Origin of the sequence: Paenibacillus sp. FSL H3-0457 (assembly GCF_037981725.1) — a bacterium.
GTDB lineage: Bacteria > Bacillota > Bacilli > Paenibacillales > Paenibacillaceae > Paenibacillus > Paenibacillus amylolyticus.
Genome location: NZ_CP150283.1, coordinates 5,756,960 through 5,778,544, shown reverse-complemented (window position 1 = coordinate 5,778,544; position 21,585 = coordinate 5,756,960). Strand labels below are relative to the sequence as shown.

Annotated in this window: 7 protein-coding genes; all 7 read left to right on the top strand. The window is 39.0% G+C overall.

Translation table 11 applies throughout. The features are described 5' to 3' along the window. Positions 1 to 52: 52 nt before the first annotated feature. The 7 genes from MHH25_RS25590 to MHH25_RS25560 all read left to right on the top strand — a co-directional run bounded on the left by MHH25_RS25590 (position 53) and on the right by MHH25_RS25560 (position 21,577). Entirely contained in the window at positions 53 to 604 is a 552-nt protein-coding gene (locus MHH25_RS25590) for a hypothetical protein (protein ID WP_076328951.1), read from the top strand. Between the two features lie 174 nt (positions 605 to 778). Continuing rightward, complete coding sequence (locus MHH25_RS25585; RefSeq protein ID WP_340018502.1) at positions 779 to 1,516, top strand: hypothetical protein; 738 nt, start codon at positions 779 to 781, stop codon at positions 1,514 to 1,516. A 116-nt stretch (positions 1,517 to 1,632) separates the two neighbouring features. Then, complete coding sequence (locus tag MHH25_RS25580) at positions 1,633 to 2,643, top strand: hypothetical protein (RefSeq protein ID WP_340018501.1); 1,011 nt, start codon at positions 1,633 to 1,635, stop codon at positions 2,641 to 2,643. 1,373 nt (positions 2,644 to 4,016) lie between these two features. Further along, positions 4,017 to 4,748 (top strand): thioesterase domain-containing protein, encoded by a 732-nt coding sequence (locus tag MHH25_RS25575; RefSeq protein ID WP_051446904.1) that lies wholly within the window; start codon positions 4,017 to 4,019, stop codon positions 4,746 to 4,748. A gap of 15 nt (positions 4,749 to 4,763) precedes the next feature. Then, on the top strand, positions 4,764 to 6,017 hold the full coding sequence (gene fabD / locus MHH25_RS25570; RefSeq protein WP_051446905.1) for an ACP S-malonyltransferase: 1,254 nt from the start codon (positions 4,764 to 4,766) through the stop codon (positions 6,015 to 6,017). 36 nt (positions 6,018 to 6,053) lie between these two features. Continuing rightward, entirely contained in the window at positions 6,054 to 14,060 is an 8,007-nt protein-coding gene (locus MHH25_RS25565; RefSeq protein ID WP_340018500.1) for an aminotransferase class III-fold pyridoxal phosphate-dependent enzyme, read from the top strand. Continuing rightward, positions 14,057 to 21,577 carry an amino acid adenylation domain-containing protein gene (locus tag MHH25_RS25560; RefSeq protein WP_340018499.1) on the top strand — a complete coding sequence of 2,507 codons (7,521 nt, stop codon included), beginning with the start codon at positions 14,057 to 14,059 and terminating at the stop codon, positions 21,575 to 21,577. The genes MHH25_RS25565 and MHH25_RS25560 overlap by 4 nt, the downstream gene beginning before the upstream one ends. The last annotated feature ends 8 nt before the right edge of the window (positions 21,578 to 21,585 follow it).

Genomic DNA, 21,585 nt, shown 5'->3' with positions numbered 1-21,585 from the left:
AACTTCTGTAGTATAAATATAAAAATATGGTAAGACCTAAGGAGGAGATCCGGTGAAAGACGAGGAAAAAGCAGTTCAAACTGTCTTAAACTTTCTAAATGATGATAGTAAAAGAACACTTTTGATGAGAGGTTATGACACTGATGCTAAGTTAAGGGTAGTTTTTTCCTGTCTAAATAAAATTTTTGATAGAGGGATTATTAGTACGTCTTCTATGTCGAATGTGTCAGAATTAATTAATCATGCTTTTAAAATAAAGCTCCTTCCTGATAATGTAAAGTCTACTTCTACCTATGAATTAGGGGATATGGAAATTTTAATAACTAGTTATGCTACGTCAACGAAGTTTAAATTTAACGGAAACGAAAACACCTTTACAACGTTTTTTCCAGTTCAAACTATCCTAAACGATTCGAAGCGTTATGAAAAATTTCTCCTTAGGCTCAAAGATAATAATTCAAGAAAAATTATATTTGTTACTACAAACGAGTGGAGTATTAATGATTGGGATATAGAAAAATATGTAGATGAAATTTTCTTTTTTGAAGTTGAAAATGATAACCCCGAGTTGATGGTCAATCTAAGAAGTAACGGGGCAATCTGAATGCGCTTACACTTTTTCAGATATTATTTGAATAAATTAAAAAATAGAATAGCGAGCTACTTCTAGATGATATCTTTTTTCATATCAGAGTTTTTGTGTATAAAGTGTTGTTTAATCAAAATAGATATCGGCACAATAACATTAGCTTCTAAAAAAAATGAATCGAGGGAAAAAATGGAAGGTAAAATAATTGAAAATTACGCATTGTACAGTTACGAGCGTCTTCAGTTACTTCAACCTCAATTAAAATTTAAAGGCTTATATAAACAGCAAAGTTGGTACTATATTCTTTGTGATGATCTTAATATCGTTCCCATTAATAGCACTTATACTGATATGTATAGTACTTTCGAAAAAGAAATTAAAATTGCGAGTTGTCCAATTAAATTAGTTATAGATTTGCCTAATGGAACCCAAAGAATTAATGAAAGAGAGCAAAAAGATATACAAAATTTAGTGGGTAGCCCTTTCACCCTAAATGATTTTAATTTCCATTTGTCTTTAAACCTTCCCAATAAAATTCCTTCAATTTGGGTGAATTATGATAACAAAAATGATATATGGGAAATTATGAGTGCATATATTTTATCAGGTGATGAGAGTGATATAGTTAAAGAATGCATTTCTAACTTGATGGGTTACCAGGTAGAAATTATTTTAACTCAGACAGAAAATATTGAAAATGAATTTAAATCAGTTTACGAGAAATTTTCAAATATCTCAATTGCAGTGAGTAAGCACTCGTTCTTTGATTTTTCTAAAGAGTTAATGCGCAAATGGGAAGAGGATGAAGAAGGATGGATCCAAAATAAAGAAAATTTATTATGGAACGATACTGATGACTTTATCCAGCAAGAGTACAATCATTCAGCTTGTTTTGTGAATGCTAGTTTTGGAGAAACCAATATATAAGGAACTATTTAACTTTATTTAATGGGATTAATCTGATTCTTCCTAAAGAATCCTTTGAAGAAAATTTTTATAACAGTTTAGGTGTCAATGAAAGCGAACTCTTGAGTTTAATTGAGATGAACAAATTAAAAATAGTACTTCCGCACTCTGTTAATAAATACAATACTAAGTTCATCGAGAAAGTTGTTTCTGTGAACTCAAAAAATCTTGTGTTTAGTAGAGAGTTAGCATGCAGAACTTTAAGAAATCAAAGGATCAGGAATCCATATATATTTCTTCCAATTGAGACTAATGAAAAGAGTGAATTCTTGAATGCACTCTTCAGATTGTCAGATAGCTTAAATAACAATGAAGATGATATTTTAGCTAAATGGGTGAAAAATTTTGCCATGGTATTATCAGATTCATGGAGCAAGATGTATGAGTCAATTGCAAAAAAAGGAGCACTTGGAACATATATAACAGGTTTAGGTCCAATTCTGCATAATACAATTGAATCGTTAACTGGGAATAACTATAAATTAGAAATAATGGAAGCTGCAAATTCAATTGAATGGGCAGCAGCCCAAAATGCAGTTCTTTGCCCTGTTGGTCCGTTAGCAAGAAATGAGGAGAATTTAGCTTATTTGTATTCTGGCGTAAATAATAACTGGAAATATGATATTATGACATCTCCTAACTTAATTACTGATGGAATACTGACTATATCGAGGCATGTTCCAGTTTTAGAAATTGCAGAAGCTTTTCAAGGGAGCGAGATAGATAAACTACGGAATTTAATCATGAGATTGTCTGAACAGCAATCACAAGAACAAATGACTGAAATTATAGAACAATTTAACAAGAGAGTAAAACATTACGAAAAAAATCGGAAAAGATTAGATGTATGGGATGTGAGAGGAGTTACTCTTGACTCGATAATTGAAGTCACTAATTCCACGATCCCCTTTGCTGGTTTTATTACAAAGCAATTAGGGAGAATAGCAGAACATATTGGGTCAAAGTATGGTGAAGTGGAAACAGTACTAAGAAGAATCGAAGCTAGAATGTCTCGTACTTCTCCAGATGTAATCTTAGTTAGTCGTGCACGTGATCGTGCACGTGATAAAATCAAGGATATGTTATGAATATTGTTTAGTCAGCGGTATAATCTCATTTTATAGTATAGAAGAGATATGTTTATCTTATATTACGATAAAAAAAATATAAAACTATGATATAGAAACACGTTATTTCACGTGATTTTAGTCTCAATTGATGATATAACTCACATTCCTGTCCAATTTCAAATTTACCGTCCCTAACTAAAATTAACTGTCCCCAAACCACCAAAGACTGGAACCTGGTTGACGATTGCGCCAACCATTGTTCCAGTCTTTTTTTTCATGCTTTAAGGCGTCACAGCAGGGATTTCCCATCCAAATCCCGAATAGGTAATCAAGCAGAAACCCAGTCTCCTCAAGGCTTTTGGGTAAGCGCGGATGGTTTTACTCAGTCATTTCCCAGGCTCTTACCCAGGCGTTTCAAATGCCGATCCTTGCTTTTCTCAGGCGATTCTCTATCCTTTCAGGGACACGAATTATTAGTTGTTTTCGTTCACAATTCAACCAGTTTCCTTCCAGTTTTCAGGGCTTTTTCTCAGCGTTTTGGGGACAGTTATTTTTATCTCGGAAATGGCGATGAAGCCTTGTGGGGTAAGGGATTGGGGGGGGTGGAGGTGGGGACAGTTATTTTTAGTTTTCTACAGGATGGTGTAAACATTAAATAATTCCTGTCCCATTCCCAAATAACTGTCCCATTCCCAAATAACTGTCCCTGAATAAAAATAAATTTTCGGAAACACTTTAAAGACTGGTAGAAATGCAGCTGATCCAAGCGCACATTTCCCCAGTCTTTTCTCGCTCTTTTTCTCTAAACTTTAGCTTTTGCCCATTGATTTCTCCACCTTTTGGACAATAATTTTTATCTTGAAAATAGAGGAGAAGCATGCGGCGTAAGGGGTTAGAGCGTGTTGGAGGAGGGAGAGTTTTGGGATAGTAATTTTTATTTGTTTAGAGGATGGGGTAGACTGTGAGCGATTAGAAAAACTATAAGTTGGTGTAAGACATCTGTCACCGTTTGGCATGGGTTTGTAATGATTTCTGGCTTAAGTATTTCTAGTTCTGATGATTAAGAATTCCTTGGTTTGCAGGACTTTTTTATTCTCAGTTAGTTTTCAATCGTCCTCGTTGTGTGGGAATGAGCATTTAGGAAAAAAGTAAGAGTTCATTTTAATGAGTAATTGGAATGAAATGCATCTGGGTGTCTTATAGTAAGCTCTTCAATTTGGGGATATAAACCATATTATCATTTTAGAGGATTAAAAAGTTCTCTATGACATTTGCTTGTACTTATCTCTACATATTCAAATAATTGCCTTGGATAAAAGTTGAAAAAAAATAACTATATGTTATCATGTGATTAGTACTATTTTACTATATATTTCAAAGGATTGTGTTTTATGAGGAAAATGGAACTAATCTGTATTCCGTATGCTGGAGGTTCAGTGTTTTCATATGAAAAATGGAGGGGGTTACTAAATCCTGGGGTGGAATTATGTTTGTTTGAGCTTGCAGGGAGAGGAACCAGGAGCCAAGAACCCCTCTATCAAAATTTGCATGAGGCTGTTGATGATATTTACGCATGTATGAATGAAAGATTCAATATCATGGAAACACCGTTTGCTTTATTCGGTTATAGCATGGGCAGTTTAATCGCTTATGAGCTTGCACATAAGATTAAAGAATTATTGGGACAAAATCCTCAGCATATCTTCTTTGCTGCCAAGCAACCCCCAGATTATACGAGCAACAATAAGATTCTGCATACATTACCGATGCAAGAGCTAATAAATGAGCTCACAGCAATGGGAGGGACGCCCTCTGAAGTATTTCAAGACCCAATGTTAAGGGACTACTATCTTCCAATTATAAAGTCGGATTTGAGAATAACAGAAAATTACCGCTACATACAACGTGAGAGCAAGCTGAATTGTGATATTACTACTATAGATGGAATATATGATCATATGCTTAAGTCGCCAATAGAAGGGTGGCAAAAGCATTCTAATTTAGAGTGTTATACATATAAGTTGGAAGGTGACCATTTTTTTATCCACACCCATACGAACCAATTATTAAATATAGTTAACCGACAGTTAACGAAGAACATTCATCCTGAGAACCTGATTTGAGAAGAGGTTAGTACATTGAAAAAAACAGCGTTATTATTTCCGGGACAAGGTTCTCAGTACATCGGCATGGGAAAGAAGAACTATGAAAGCTTTGCCTGTTCCAGATTAGTGTTTGAAGAGGCAAACGATATGTTAGGGTTTAACTTGAAAAAAATGTGTTTCGAGGGTGGAATGGAGCAACTCTCACTCACCCAGAATGCGCAGCCTGCTTTGCTCACAGTAAGCATGGCGGCTTATGCCGTTTACAAGGAACAAGTTGGACTTACTCCTGAGTTTGTAGCTGGTCATAGCCTGGGTGAAATCACCGCCTTAACTTGTGCGGGAGCTATTACATTCTCTGATGCACTTCGCATTGTAAGAAAAAGAGGAGAGCTTATGCAAGCGGCTGTGTCGCCTAACCATGGCATGATGGCCTCAATCACAGGTATAAGTCAAGAAGAAATGGAAAATCTATGCCGTATTCTGTCAACACCAAAGACTCCCGTAACCATTGCGTGCTACAATTCGCCGGACCAACACGTTATTTCTGGTTTGAAGGAGTCGGTTGAACATGTCATTTCTCATGTGTTAAACAAAGGTGCGCAAGCAATACCCTTACAAGTTAGTGCTCCGTTCCATAGTATATATATGAAAAATGCTTCAGAGCAATTTAAAGAAGAGCTTCTGAAATACATATTTAATCCACTTCAGTTTCCAGTGATATCTAATGTGACGGCTCAACCCTATGGGAACCCAAACGAGATACCCGATTGTTTAGCTGCACACATGATTATGCCCGTAAGATGGCAAGAAACTATGATGTATCTAATGAGCCAACGTGTAGATAGCGCTATTGAGATTGGTCCTAAAAAAGCACTTTATAACCTCCTTGTAAATTGCATAAAGGAAATCAATGGCTATTCATTTGAACGTGACTTGAATGAATTAATTCGGCTGAGAGAGACATTACCGAAGTGGGAACAGATGGACGTTGGCAATAGACTGCAGTCAGATCAGGATTTCTTGTCATCATGCATCACTATAGCGGTTTGTTCTCGGAACCAGAATTGGGACAAAGATGAGTTCTTTACTGGTGTAATAGAGCCAATTACAGGCATGAAACGAAGGTATAATCAACTTCACACAGAGCAGGGAGTGCTTAGTGAGGGCGAAAAAAATGGGATAATAGATAGTTTGCGAAGCATACTGGCGGTAAAAGGGTTATCAGATCAGAATATCCATTTAATGATGGCAAAGTTTAATTCCGATTCCAATGAAGAAGTCGAATAGTTTACTATTTTTAGTTGAGTAGGAGCGGCTGACAATATGAGATGTGCTAATTTAGTCGAAGTAATTGAAATACAATCTAAGTTTGATAAAGGAATTACATATATTAATGGTGATAAAGTAGAACGACGTGTTCCGTATAACGACTTATATACTAGGGCAATTCAGATCTTATTTGATTTTCAACAATTGGGACTGCAAAAAGGAGACAAACTCTTATTTCAAATTGGAGAAAATGAACCGTTTATTGAAATGTTCTGGGCATGTGTATTAGGCGGTATTATTCCAGTGCCCGTTACCATTGGCGATAATGACGAAAGCAAGCTTAAGGTATTTAAAGTTTGGAAAGTAATGGATAAACCTCGTTTAATTACAACTCCCAAAACATTGCAGTCTTTAGAGAAATATGCGAAAGATCATGGCTTATTAGGTGATTCAGCGATAAGTGACTGTGCGTTATACATAGATCAATTTGCCGATTCCTCAGGTAAGGGAACTATATATTACCCTAATCCTACAGATATTGCATTTATCCAATTTTCATCTGGTTCGACAGGTGAACCAAAGGGAGTTATTTTAACTCATGAAAATCTAATGTTTAATATCTATAGCATAATAGAGGGTTCTACCAATACCTCGAATGATGTTTTTCTCAACTGGATGCCCTTCACTCATGATATGGGGATGATTGGGTTTCATCTAATGCCTCTTGTGGTGAACGCGGATCAATATAATATCCCTACTTCATTATTTATACGTCGTCCAATTTTATGGTTGAAAAAAGCTAATGAGCATAAAGCAACGGTATTATCGTCACCGAACTTTGGATACAAATATTTTCTAAACTACTTCAAACCAGAGCATGCCATGAACTGGGATCTCTCCCATATACGTTTGATATATAACGGTGCTGAACCGATATCAGTGGAAATATGCAATCTGTTCTTAGATAAAATGGATAAATTCGGATTAAAAAGAACAGCTATGTTTACTGTCTATGGGATGGCTGAAGCTTCGTTAGGTGTGTCTTTCCCTCGTCCTAACCAGCCACTTGTTTCATATTCGTTCCATCGAAAACACTTAAATATGGGCTGTACCGTGATGGAGGTGGACGATAACGATCGTGAGGGTACCCGTTTAGTATCTGTGGGTTCAGCCATAGCTGATTGTTATTTGAGAGTGTGTGACGATGTGGATCAAGTCGTTGATGAAGACACTGTTGGTCATATCCATATTAAAGGGAAAAACGTGACAGAGGGGTACTATAACAATCCAGAAGCGACATCGAAGGTGAAAACAAAGGACGGATGGTTGCGTACTGGTGATATCGGCTTTATCAAAGATGGGAATTTAGTTGTAATCGGAAGATCTAAAGACGTCATCATTATTAATGGCCAAAACTACTATCCGCATGATATAGAGAGAGTCTCAGAAGAAATAGATGGCATAGACCTAAACAAAATTGTTGCGTGTGGGGTTAAAGAAGATAATGTAGAGAAAATTGTCCTGTTCGTATTATTCAAAGAGAGTTTAGCAAACTTCATACCTTTGGCGAAAAGGTTGAGAAGCCATCTTACCCTAAAGGGAGGGTGGGACATCTGGGATGTTATACCTGTTCGAAAAATTCCAAAGACGACAAGCGGCAAAATACAGCGTTACAAATTAAGCGAAGCTTACCAAAGTCAGAAATATGCTGAGATTTCGCAACAACTGAAGGAATTGGCACATCAAAAGGTTCAAACAAGTAACGGGTATTCTCCGACCAAGGATCAGTTTGAAAAGAGACTGACTGAAATTTGTATGAACATATTAAATAACCCTCAGATTGATGTGAAAGACACCTATTTTGAGATGGGAGCAACCTCCATACATATGGTGCAAATTGCTGAAGAGATTGAGCAATCTCTTCACATTAAGATTGATGTAACGGATCTCTTCTCTCACCCTACTATTGCTAAAATGTCAGCCTTTCTAGCAAGCATGGAACAAGATGAGGCATTATTTCCTGCCAAAGGTATAGAAAGTGAAAGTAAGGATATCGCTGTTATTGGTATGGCAGGGAGATTTCCAATGGCGGACGATCTAGATGCATTTTGGATGAATCTTGCGGCAGGCAAAGATGGTGTCGGTAAATTAAATGGGAACCGGCAGGGCGAAGCCGAGAGGTATATATCTTATCTTAACTTTGACAGGGACAAAATTGAGTTTGTAGAAGGTGGCTATCTTGAGCATATAGATCAGTTTGACTACCAATTTTTCAAAATGACGCCTAAAGAGGCTGTCATGATGGATCCGAATCAACGGTTATTTTTGCAAAATATTTGGCATGTTTTTGAGGATGCAGGCTTCACTCCTGAAAGCCTTTCTGGACAAAATATAGGGATTTATGCAGGCTTCTCGAAAACAAGCTTTGATTATGAACGCTTGATTTCGGAAGTTGAGCCGGGTACGATTCCCAACCATATGATCGGAAATATGCCGTCCGTGCTTGCAAGCAGAGCCTCCTATTTACTTGATCTGAAGGGGCCAGCTGTGACTGTTGATACCGCCTGTTCTTCGTCTCTGGTTGCTGTGCATTTAGCGTGTCAAGCGCTTCATAATGGAGACTGTGAAATGGCGATTGCAGGCGGTGTGAAGACAATATTGATGCCCTTCAAGTTGGGTATAGGGATGGAGTCATCTGATCACCGAGCCAGAGCTTTTGATGATAGCTCAAGTGGAACCGGCTGGGGAGAAGGGGTAGCATCGGTTTTGCTTAAGCCACTGCATAAGGCAGTTGAAGATAAGGATCGCATTTATGGCATCATTAAAGCCAGTGCTATTAATCAAGATGGAAATACGGTTGGAATAACAGCACCTAATCCTCTTTCTCAGGCAGGCGTAATTGAGAAAGCGTGGGAGAAAGGTAATATTGATCCGAGAACTGTTACATATATTGAAACCCATGGAACGGGAACGAAACTAGGAGATCCGATTGAAATTGAGGGTATCCGTAAAGCATTTGACAAATATACAGATCGTAAGCAATTTTGCGCAATTGGTTCTCTAAAAACTAATATAGGGCATCTATACGAAGCTGCTGGTATAGCAAGCTTAATAAAAGCACTCTTATGCTTAAACCACAAACAACTTGTGCCAATGGTGCATTTTAGCATGCCTAACCGGAATATTTCATTTGAAAACTCTCCAGTGTATGTTAATAACATGCTGTCCGAATGGGAGGAGACGATACATCCCCGTCGTTGCGGAGTAAGCTCGTTTGGATTCAGCGGAACAAACTGCCACATTGCATTAGAGGAATACAGAGCCCCTCTGACCACGGTTGAACTACAATCCGAAAAAATAAATATCTTTACAATTTCGGCTAAAAGTGAAGCCTCTTTATGGCGTTTGGTAGATAAATATCTTCATATATTAAGTGTTAAAGACATCTCCATGGAAGACTTATGTTATTCAGCCAATACAAAAAAATCACATTATCAATACAGAATTGCGCTTCCAGTAGTAAATCAAAGTCAACTCAAAGAACAGCTTGTGGCTGTTATTCAAAAAAAAGAGCATGATGGAGTTCCTTCCGTAATTCAAGGTCATAAAGAACATTCGCAATTTGGCAAGCTTTCTGCCGCGGGTCAGAATGCTCTAACTGAAACCGCTCAAGTGCTTTTAGATGAACTACTGAAGAGGGGATCGATTAGCCGCGAGCAAGTGGAACAGATATGCGATCTATATATCAAAGGTGCGGATGTGAACTGGAGCATGTTTAACAAAAAGGGGACGAAAATACAATTGCCCTTATATCCGTTTGAACCTACGAGTTGCTGGATTAATTATGCTGGAAAAATAGAAAGCAATACGAAAGATATGATAAGTCAGGAGAAGACTATGGCAAATGACATAGCTGTGATGTTAAAAGGTATGATTCATCGAGCCTCCGGGATTGAGATGGCGGCAATTGAAAACAGTATCCATTTTCTGGATATGGGGCTGGATTCCATTATGCTTGTTTCGCTTAGAAGGGAATTAAAGGAAGTATTTGATCTAGACATTCCTATGAATCTCTTCTTTGAATCGGTAACGAGCTTAGATAAGCTGATTGACTACGTAGGGTCGGCCTTATCTTCAGACAAACTTGTAGCAGCAACATCTACAACTCAGCATTCGGAAATTTGGATGAAAGATGGACAAGTGTCAGAACTTCCGCCACAGGCAAGCAAACAACCAATCAGTCTAGACAGCAATCATAGCAGGTCATTAGATTCTGTTATGGCGAAGCAGCTGGAACTCATCGCACAACAGCAAGAGTTCACAAATACTTTATTTAATCAGCAGCTTGAAATTTTGAAATTAAGCATACTAAATGGAAATTCAGTTGCCGATCTAACTGAAAATTATGTTCAAGTTAAGAAAGAAAGGGTAGGAGCGCAAGAAACGAAAAAGCATCAAGTGAATACTATACAAGAGAGTTCTCCAAAGCCATTTACACCCTATCAGCCTTTGATTTTTGAAGCAGGTAATTTTACTCTCTCTCAACAAAAATACCTGAACCAATTTGTTGCACAATATACGGCCCAGACAAGGCTCTCTCAGTCTCAAACGCAACAGAGCCGCCTAGTGCATGCAAACAATCGGAATGTTTCGGGTTACCGTTCGTATTGGAAAGAATTAGTGTATCCAATTATAGCAGAGCAGTCCAATGGTTCTAAGATGCGGGATGTCGATGGGAATGAATATATAGATCTTACGATGGGATTTGGCGTGAATTTGTTGGGTCATAATCCTGACTTTATTGTAAATACCATGCTATCAAGCGTTAATTTAAGCCTGCCTCCCGTTGGACCTATGTCTAATAAAGCAGGAGAGGTTGCAGCGCTTATATCCGAGATGACATCCACAGAAAGGGTAGCTTTCTACAACTCTGGAACAGAGGCCGTTATGGTAGCTCTACGTATAGCACGTGCGGCAACCGGGCGTTCCAAGGTGGTTATCTTCTCAGGATCTTATCACGGTACATTTGATGGTGTCCTAGCGGTTGCAGATCCCGAGGATTCATATGGCAGAGCATTACCGATGGCTCCAGGCATAATCAAGAGCATGATGGAGGATGTAATCATACTAAATTACAATAGTCCTGTTTCTCTTGAAATTATTAAAGAACATGCTCATGAACTGGCAGCTGTACTTGTGGAGCCGATTCAAAGCCGTAGGCCGGATTTACAGCCCGTTACATTTTTAAAGAAACTTAGAACACTGACAGAAGAGGCCGGGATTGCCTTGATTTTTGATGAAGTTATAACAGGTTTTCGTATACATCCTGGCGGTGCCCAAGCATGGTTTGATATTCAAGCGGATATTGTCACATATGGGAAGATAGCAGGTGGCGGTCTTCCGATAGGGATCGTTGCAGGAAAAGCACAGTACCTAGATGTTATAGATGGAGGCTTTTGGCGTTTCAATGATCAATCTGACCCCCCATTTGCTGAGAAAAAGACCTTTGTCGGGGGAACATTCTGTACACATCCTCTTACAATGGATGTTGCCTATGCAACCCTTCGGTATTTAAGTCAGCAAGGTCAGCCTCTATATACGAGCTTAAACGTGAAGACAGCATCTATGGTTAATCGTCTCAATGCCTTCTTTAAGGAAAATAATGTATCTATACAGATGGTTCATTTCGGCTCATTGTTTCGTTTTGTTTCCTATGGTGACTTGGAATTATTTTTTTATCATCTCATTCATAAGAAATTGTATATCTGGGAAGGCCGAAATTGCTTTTTATCTACGGCACATTCCGATGAAGATATTGAATTCATCATTCAAGCGGTGAAGGAAACAGTTGCTGATTTAACACGTGGAGGCTTTCTGGCCTCAAATGTGAAGCTAGTTAACCCAACCTATGCCCTAACGAGCGAACAAAAACAAATCTGGTTTGCTTCACAAATTGAAGAGGGGAAATCAGTTTCACTAAATGAAAGCATCGTGTTAAAGATGAAAGGGTCATTTAATGAAAATATTATGAGGAGTGCTGTGCAAGCCATTGTTGATCGGCATGAAGCATTACGCACTGTGATCAGTCATGATGGGGAGGAGCAGACAATACTTTCCGAGTATAAGTGCAATATTCCATTACATGACTTTTCAATGCTTAGCCCAGAAATAAAGGAGCAGCAAATTAACGGGGTAATTGAAGCCGATAGAGCTCAGAAATTTGATTTAAGTAGCAAAGAGCCGTTATTCCGAGCGGGGATGATCAAGTCGTCGGAGTATGAGTATTATCTGTTATGCACATTCCATCATCTAATTACAGATGGTTGGTCATTGGCTCTGTTTTTCCAAGAATTAGACTTAATTTATACGGCCGCCGTTCGGGGAGAACAGCCTGTCTTGCAGAAACCCGGCTCATTTCAGGAATATATATTGTGGCAGGAACGAATTATGCATAGTCAGGAGAGCAATGATGCTGCCTGTTATTGGGCAGAGCAGTTTTCTAAGCCAATGGATGTGCTTGAGATTCCTTCAAACAATCAAATGTTCAAGAAGCGTAATTTTAGCGGACAAAGGGAGACAGTCATTCTAAGCAAAGCTTTCACACAGCAGGTAAGAAAGCTAAGTGTTCAGCAAAGTTGCAGCTTATACACGACACTATTAAGCTCCTTTAACGTATGGCTTCACCGCTTAACTGGGAACGCACATATTGTCGTTGGTATTCCGACTTCAGGTCAATCGCAAATGGGATCAAACCGCCTGATGGGTAACTGCGTTAATATGCTTCCCTTATATACTGTCATTCAACAAGAAGAAACTTTCAGTTTGCATCTTCAAGAGGTGAAAGCCGGTATGACCGCAGTCGATAAGCTACAACAATTCTCTTTGAGCATGTTGGCAGAGCGGTTAGAGCAAGCATTCATCCCACCAATTCGCGCTGTATTTAACATGGATCGGCCGATAAATGGATTCGGTTTTGCACATATGGAAGTAGAAATGATAGAGAACACTAGTCCAAACGCGAAATACGATATCTTTTTGAATATTACAGAGATACAAGGTGAACTTAAACTAGATTTCGATTTTAGCTCGGAACTGATTGAGTCCAATATGATGAAGATATGGGTCGGCTACTATAGCAACATCTTACAATCCATAGTCACAGATGCGGAACGCAAAATAAAAGAACTGTCATTATTGGCGGCATCCGAAAATATGGAGTATGTCAATAATAATCGGGCAACAGGTTATGTGCTGGATCATTACTTGCAAACCGCTCCAGTAGGGGTATTGGGACAACTGTTCGATTCTAATCATGTTCAGTTAGGCCAGATTGGACGCTATACATCTGAGTATACGATTGAACATTTTGGAGCAGCAGATCTGCAACATAATTTGCATGGACACCAAGTAAACTTGGAGCGATTAGAGCAATTTCTGCAGCATTATCTTGCTGTACAAGCATGTAGCGTGATTATGAGTCGTGATCCTGAAACAGGAGAAAAACAACTGATTGCCTATTTGGCGGCACCAATGATGTTGGAGGAAAAAGAATTAATGAAGCGGGTAAAGGAGGTTTTGCTTGGACATGCCATTCCTAAACATTTTGTGTGTCTGACCAGTCTCCCGGTATTGCTGAATGGAAAGGTAGATAGAGAGAAATTAAACAGTTTAAGCTTGCAAATGAATAGAGGGGCTGCAGAAAGAATCCGGGAGAATAAAGAGTTCTTGGGAGACATTGAATACCGTCTGCGCAATATCTGGAGACAAGTGCTGAATAGGGAAGAAATATCTGTAGAGGATCGTTTTCTGGAGCTAGGGGGGGACTCACTCAAGGCAACAGTGATGCTCGCTTCGGTGCAAAAGGAATTTGGTATTAGAGTTCCGCTTAAAGAGGTATTTAATCTTGAATCCATACTTGATTTCGCGGCATACATCCGCAACGGAACTCAAGAAAGCCAAATCGACATGGCTACACTACCAAAACAGGAGAAGTATGCAGCTTCAGCAGCCCAAAAACGGATTTTTCTATTAAATCAATTTGAAGGAATGATGATGTCGTGAGTGTGGTTTACAATTTATCTGGTGGTATAAGCATTCAAGGTGAGTTGGATGTTCAGAGTCTGAGATGCGCCTTGAATACATTAATTCAGAGACATGAATCACTAAGGACGGAGTTTGAATTGGACGGAATGGAGGTTATGCAGCGAGTAAGAAGCAACGTTTCTATTAATATGGAATATGCTCTGATTTCGGAAAATGCCTTGCATAATGAGATTCAGTCGTTCCCAAAACCTTTTGATTTAAATAAAGCACCCTTAATAAGAGCTAGACTATTAGGTATAGCAGAACAAAATCATGTGTTGCTCCTTGATATGCATCATATAATAACTGACGGGTTCTCCATGAAACTCTTTGTACAGGAATTGATCAGTCTTTATTGGGGAGAAGAGTTACCTGAAGTTAGCGTTCAATACAAGGAGTTTGCTGCATGGCATAATAAATACCTTGATTCAGAAGACATCAAGATCCATGAACGGTATTGGATAGATGTATTTGGTGACGAAGTAGTTGTATTGGATTTACCAACGGATTATCCGCGTTCAATTAGCCAAAGCTTTGAAGGGAATCACCATTATTTTAACATCGACAAGCAATTATCTTTGAAGCTAGAGGCACTTGGACGGGATCATGGAGTAACGCTGCATATGATTATGTTTGCGGCTTATAATGTGCTTCTTTCTATCTATTCTGCTCAAGAAGATATCATTGTAGGCACGCCGACTCTAGGAAGAGCGGATGAAAGGTTGAACTATACGATAGGCATGTTCGTCAATACGTTAGCCATCCGTAGCCGTCCTCAAGGAGAGAATACCTTCGTTGAATTTCTTGCTGATATGAAAGGCAATCTTCTCTCCGCGTATGAGCATGAGCATTATCCTTTCGAGAGGCTTGTTGAGGCAATTGACATTAAACGAGATGGCAGTCGGAATCCTCTGTTCGACACGATGTTTATGTTTCAAAATTTAGAAATTAATGAGGTTTCATTTAATGAGATCAATTTCAAGCCTTTTGAAATAAAGACGAAAACAGCTAAATTTGACTTAACGATGGAAATTATCCAAACCCAGGATGGCCTGAGCGGCAATATTGAATACAGTACGAAATTATTTACAGCAAAGACTATTGAAAGAATGGAAAATCATTATCAGAATTTACTGAGATCAATAGTTGAAAATCCGGCTTGTAAGTTGTCGGAGTTGTTGATTTTATCGGAACAAGAAAGAGTCTGGATCTTGCATGGTTATAATGAAACTGCACAGCCGTATCCGAAAAATAAAAGAATTCATGAACTATTCGAAGAGCAGGTTCTGATAACGCCTGATAAGATTGCTGTTGAACATAATGATATTCAGATGAGTTACAGTGAGCTCAACAGCCGATCGAACCAGCTCGCCCGGGTATTAGTGAAACATAATATCACTTCTGAAAGCCTAGTGGGCATTTTGCTAGGTAATTCAGTCGAGGTTGTTATTAGTATTCTTGCGATATTAAAAGCAGGCGCAGCGTACTTGCCAATTGACCCGGAGTACCCAGTGGAACGGGTTGAATATATTTTGAACAATAGCGGTACAGAATTAATTATTACGGATTCTGCCATGCCTCAAGCCCATTTCGCAGGACAAGCCATTGACGTAAGCCATGGGCATACATTCTCTTGGGAAGAAGACAGCAACTTGAGGTTGGATCTTCCTGCTGACGGTAGAGCCTATGTCATCTATACTTCGGGTACAACTGGGAATCCCAAAGGAGTTATGATTAAGCACAGCGGTTTGGTCAATTATATATGGTGGGCAAAGAAAATATATATTGCAGACCAACCTGCTGATTTTCCACTGTATTCTTCAATTTCATTCGATTTAACGGTGACTTCTCTTTTTACTCCGTTAGTTTCTGGGAATAAAATTATCGTGTATGAGGGTGAGGATAAAGCAGCCTTAATAAAGGAAATAGTCAAAGATAACCGTGTTGGTATTATTAAATTAACCCCTACCCATATGAAACTGATTGCGGACATGGATTTCAGTCAATCAATCATCCGTGCTTTTATTGTCGGCGGGGAGGATTTAAAAACCGCACTTGCTTTGAGTATATCTCGTGCATTTGATGGTGCAGTGAGTATTTATAATGAGTATGGGCCAACTGAAACAGTTGTAGGCTGTATGATTCATAAGTATGACCCAGAGACGGACGATGCAATCTCCGTTCCCATTGGAATACCGGCTGATAACACTCAAATTTATTTGTTGGATTCCAATCTGCGTCCGGTTCCCCTTGGAGCATATGGAGAAATTTATATTTCCGGTTCGGGTGTTGCACTAGGATACCTAAATAATGAAAGGCTTAGCCGGGAGAGATTTATTGACAATCCGTTTATTCCTCAGAGCAAAATGTATAAAACTGGCGATATCGCTAGATTTCTGCCTAACGGTAACATGCAATATGAAGGACGAAGCGACCAGCAAGTCAAAATTAGAGGGTACCGTATTGAGTTAGGAGAAATCGAAAGTCATTTGCTTAAGCATCCGGTTATAGAGGAAGCTAAGGTTATTTCTATGGAGGAAGACGAGGAAGATACTTTCTTATGTGCGTATTATGTGGCTAAAAGTGAGTTAACCACACGTGAGCTTAGACGCTTTCTGCTGGAGTTTCTCCCTGCCTATATGGTTCCTACCCATTTTGTTGAGATTGATAATTTCCCAATAAGTAGTAATGGGAAAATAAATGTAAAGGAATTGCCGAATCCTTATGATTTGATCCATGGGCAGAAGATTGTTGCTCCAACAAATGAATTGGAAGTAAAACTTGTTGAGTTGTGGAAAGAAATCATTCAGCTTTCTAATGTAGGAATTGATCATAATTTTTTTGAGATCGGCGGACATTCACTAAAAGCTGCGTTATTGATAGTCAAAATTAATGAGCAATTTTCCTTAAACATGAATATTCAGGATATATTTAGATTTCCGACAATTAGAGAGCTTGCTGAAGAAATCAATCATTATGAAATGCATCAGCCCTCAATGATTGAGCGTACCGAAAAACGGGAATGGTATCCGCTCTCGCCGGCACAGATGCGCATGTTTGTAATGAATCGGCTGTATGATCAGAGCACTGTTTATAATATGCCCTATGCTGTTATGATCGAGGGCCAACTGAATGTAAGCAAGTTTGAGCAAGCGCTTAATTACATGGTCCAACGTCATGAGATTTTGAGAACATCGTTTGATGTGTTGGAAGGACTTCCTGTACAAATCGTTCATGATGGAGCTTTTGTTAATATTCAAGCCTTGAAATATGAAAATACGGATTTACAACAGATCATTGGCAAATTCATAAGACCGTTTAATCTTCAAAAATCTCCTTTAATACGTGTAGGCATGGTTAGATTAGAAGAGCAGAAGCATCTTTTCATATTTGATGCCCATCATATTATTTGGGATGGAGTGTCCTCATCTATTTTCGTCCAGGAGTTAAGCAGATATTATGATGGAAAATCTTTAAATCCAATCAATTTACATTACAAAGATTTTGCAGTATGGATAAACAATCAGCTTAATTCAGGCATGGAACGCGAGTTGGAAGACTATTGGATGAATAAATTAGCTGGGGAACTGCCAATTCTCGACTTGCAAACGGACTATCCGCGACCGACTGAAAATAGTTTTGCAGGAGACCGGAAAATCTTCCATCTCGATAAGGTATTGTTGGACGAGTTGAGAGATATTTCCAATTATAATAATTCAACCCTTTATATGGTGCTTCTATCCGCCTTTAATGTACTGCTTGCCAAGTATACAGGGCAACAGGACATTATCATTGGCTCGCCTGCGGCTGGCAGAATACATAACAATATCCAACATACAATCGGAATGTTTGTGAATACATTAGTCATGCGGAATCAACCTAGGGGTAACGCTACCTTTAGAGAGTTCTTGAATGAGGTCAGAGAGAACTGCTTATCTGCGTTCAATCATCAATCTTACCCTTTCGAGAAGCTTGTAAAGAAAATGGGTCTTGAAGGTTCAACCGAAAGAAACCCATTATTTGATGTGATGTTCGTAATGCAAAACACAGATACACATGAATTCCACTTAGACGATTTGACATTTATCCCATTCAGCATTAACGAACACGTTTCTAAATTTGATTTCACGTTAATAGCAACTGAAGATCAACATGGGTTAGAGCTTATACTCGAATATTCGGTAGAACTATTCAAAGAGGAAACAATCCATCGGATGGCTGAGCATCTTATGACGATTCTGAAAAGGCTAAAAACTAGCTTAGATTGTCCTCTACATCAGCTGAATATGCTATCCCAGCAGGAGGAGCATCAGCTACTTTTGGAATTTAACGATACGGATAGGGAGCAGGAAGAAACATATATTCATCAGATGTTTGAAGAGCAAGCTCAAAGAACTCCTGATGGGATAGCTATTGTTAAAAAGAACAGTAAAATGACTTTCCAGGAGCTTGATACCAAGACTAACCAGTTAGCCAGATTACTGAGAAGCCATGGGGCGAAGTCAGAAACAATCGTTGGTATTTTGGCAGATGCTTCTATGGAGTCTATTGTTGGTCTGTTAGGAGTGTTGAAATCGGGTGCAGCATACCTTCCTTTGTCTCCGTCCTTTCCTATAGAAAGAACTCTGTACATGTTGGAGGATTGCAAAGCACCAATTCTTTTAAAGCCTTCTTTTATACAAGTTCCTAAAGGATATAAAGGAATCATTATTAATTTGGATGAAGAGGCGCTAAGCGAATGGCCGTCAGATATGCTTGAACCTGTGCATAGACCCCATGACTTGGCTTATATCATCTACACATCCGGTACTACAGGCGTACCTAAAGGTGTCATGATTGAACATCGAGCATTTGCAAGCAGAATTCAATGGCAACGCGATCAACTTGATTTAACTGCTAGTGATAGTGCTTTACAACTATTTCCCTTTATTTTTGATGGTTTTAATACGAGTTTTTTTACTCCATTATTATCTGGTTCCAAGATCATACTTATGGAAGAACAAGAAAGAAAAGACCCACATGCTATCAGGCACTGTATCGTACGAGAGAAAGTTAGCTATCTGATCAGCATACCTAGCCTTTTTCAAGTCATTATAGATAACATGTCAAAGGAAGACATTCAATCATTAAGGAAAGTTGTCCTGGCAGGCGAGAAGATGACGAAAAATATTGTAGAACAGAGCAAATTGAAACACCCGGATCTGGAATTGATTAACGAGTATGGCCCGACTGAAGGAACCATTGTATCTACAGTAAAGCGCAATATACAGCCTGGTGAGGTCATTACAATAGGCAAGCCGATTGCCAATACGAAGATTTATATATTAGATTTGGACGGAAATTTAGTGCCAGTAGGCGTTCCGGGCGAGCTCTGTATTGCCGGGGTTGGGCTTGCGAGAGGCTACCTCAATCAAGATCAATTAACGTCGGCCAAGTTTGTGATCAATCGTTTTGCGGCAGGGCAAAAAATATATAAAACAGGTGATGTTGCACGCTGGAACAGTGATGGTGAAATCGAATACCTAGGCAGAACCGATCATCAAGTTAAAATCAGGGGTTATCGCATCGAAGTTGGAGAGATTGAGCACAAGCTTCTGGAACTACCGGAGATTAACGCGGCAGTTGTAGTTGCCAGACAGGATACGGAAGGGAACTCCAGCTTACGCGCATATTTTGTTGCATCAGAGAGGATGGACACTCATGTTGTGACAGACTACTTGTACGATCATTTGCCTGAATACATGGTGCCTAAATTAATCAAGCAGTTGGAACAGATTCCTTTGACTTCAACTGGGAAAATTGATCAAGCGCAGCTACCGGAGCTGCAAGCCGGTCCAGATCAACGAAACTTTATACCTGCTCGGAATGAGATTGAGGAACAGTTGATTGAGGCTTGGCAGGAAGTCTTTAAAGTCGAATTAATAGGAATTCATGATAACTTTTTCATACTTGGTGGCGACTCCATTCGAGCTATACAGATTGCTGCATATTTAAACAAATATCATTTGAGATTCGACTTGAAGGATCTATTCAAGCATTCCACGATCGCGGAATTAAGTCCTTATGTATCCTATGTTCGAACCAATGCTGTTAGCCAAGAGCCCGTTATCGGGGAAGCAATGCTGACGCCAATTCAGAGATGGTTTTTTGGAAATGGCTTCTACAATATAAACCACTGGAATCAGTCTGTGTTGCTGTTTGCAAATAATAAATTTGTAACTTCAGTTGTTCAAAAGGTTATTCATACTCTAGTTCGTCATCATGATGCGTTAAGAATGTGTTTCCCGATTAGAGATAATAAAAGGATTCAAGTGAATATGGACATTGAACATGAGCCACAATTGTTGATTCACGACTTTTTGGGCAGAGGAGAATGTTCATCCAGTATAGAGGAGACGGCAAGTTCTATCCAAAGCAGCATCAATATAGAAGCCGGGCCGCTGTATAAGTTTGCTTTGTTCCATACCGACTATGGAGATTATTTGTTGGTTGTCATTCATCACCTTATTGTTGATGGAATATCATGGCGTATTTTATTAGAGGATTTCGATGATGGATACATGAAAGTGCTGAAAGGTGAGGGATTCACTCTCCCCCAAAAAACTTTTCCATACTTGGAATGGGCGGATATTCATTCGAAATATGTGCTGGATAAAAGGAATAGTGTGGAAACGACCTATTGGAAAAAAATAAACTCATATGATGGACCCCAGTTGGTAACAGATTTTGCAAATGGAAATGGTATGCAAAAGGATACCCAGACGATAGAAGTATCCTTGACAGAAGAGTGGACAGAGCGTCTGTTGAAGCAGGCAAGACAAGCTTACAATACAGAAATTAATGATTTGCTAGTTGCTTCTTTAGGGTTGGCATTATTCAGATGGAAGAGGATGGATAAGACACTAGTTCAGATGGAAGGACATGGACGTGAGGAACTAACTCCAGGTATAGATATGTCTAGAACAGTAGGATGGTTTACTTCCATTTATCCTATTCAATTAGAGGCCACAGATGAAATGGAACTATCTTTTGTAATTAAGTCGGTAAAAGAAATGATTCGGCAAATACCGAATAATGGTGTTGGCTATAGTTCATTCAAGTATTTAGAGGGGGAGGATTCGGTTCCAGTTATACCCGATGTTAGCTTCAACTACTTAGGACAGTTCGATGAGAATGCGAAAAGTGGTTTGTTTACGATATCGGAGTCTGGGGTCGGTGAGTCTATAGATCCAAGAACGCAACGCCTGCATAAAATTGACCTAGTCAGTATTGTAAAATCTAATCAGCTTGTGATAACAATCGGTTATAGTCAAAATCAGTATCGCCAGGCATCTGTTCAAGCTTTCTCTAATCATTTCGTAAGCAGTTTACAAGATATAATTAGACATTGCTGTGAGAAAGGCAATACCGAATTTACACCTACCGACTTCGGGAACGACAAGCTCACATTTGAAGAAGTTGACCATATTCTTGATATGGTTAACGACCTTAATTAAAAGGAGAA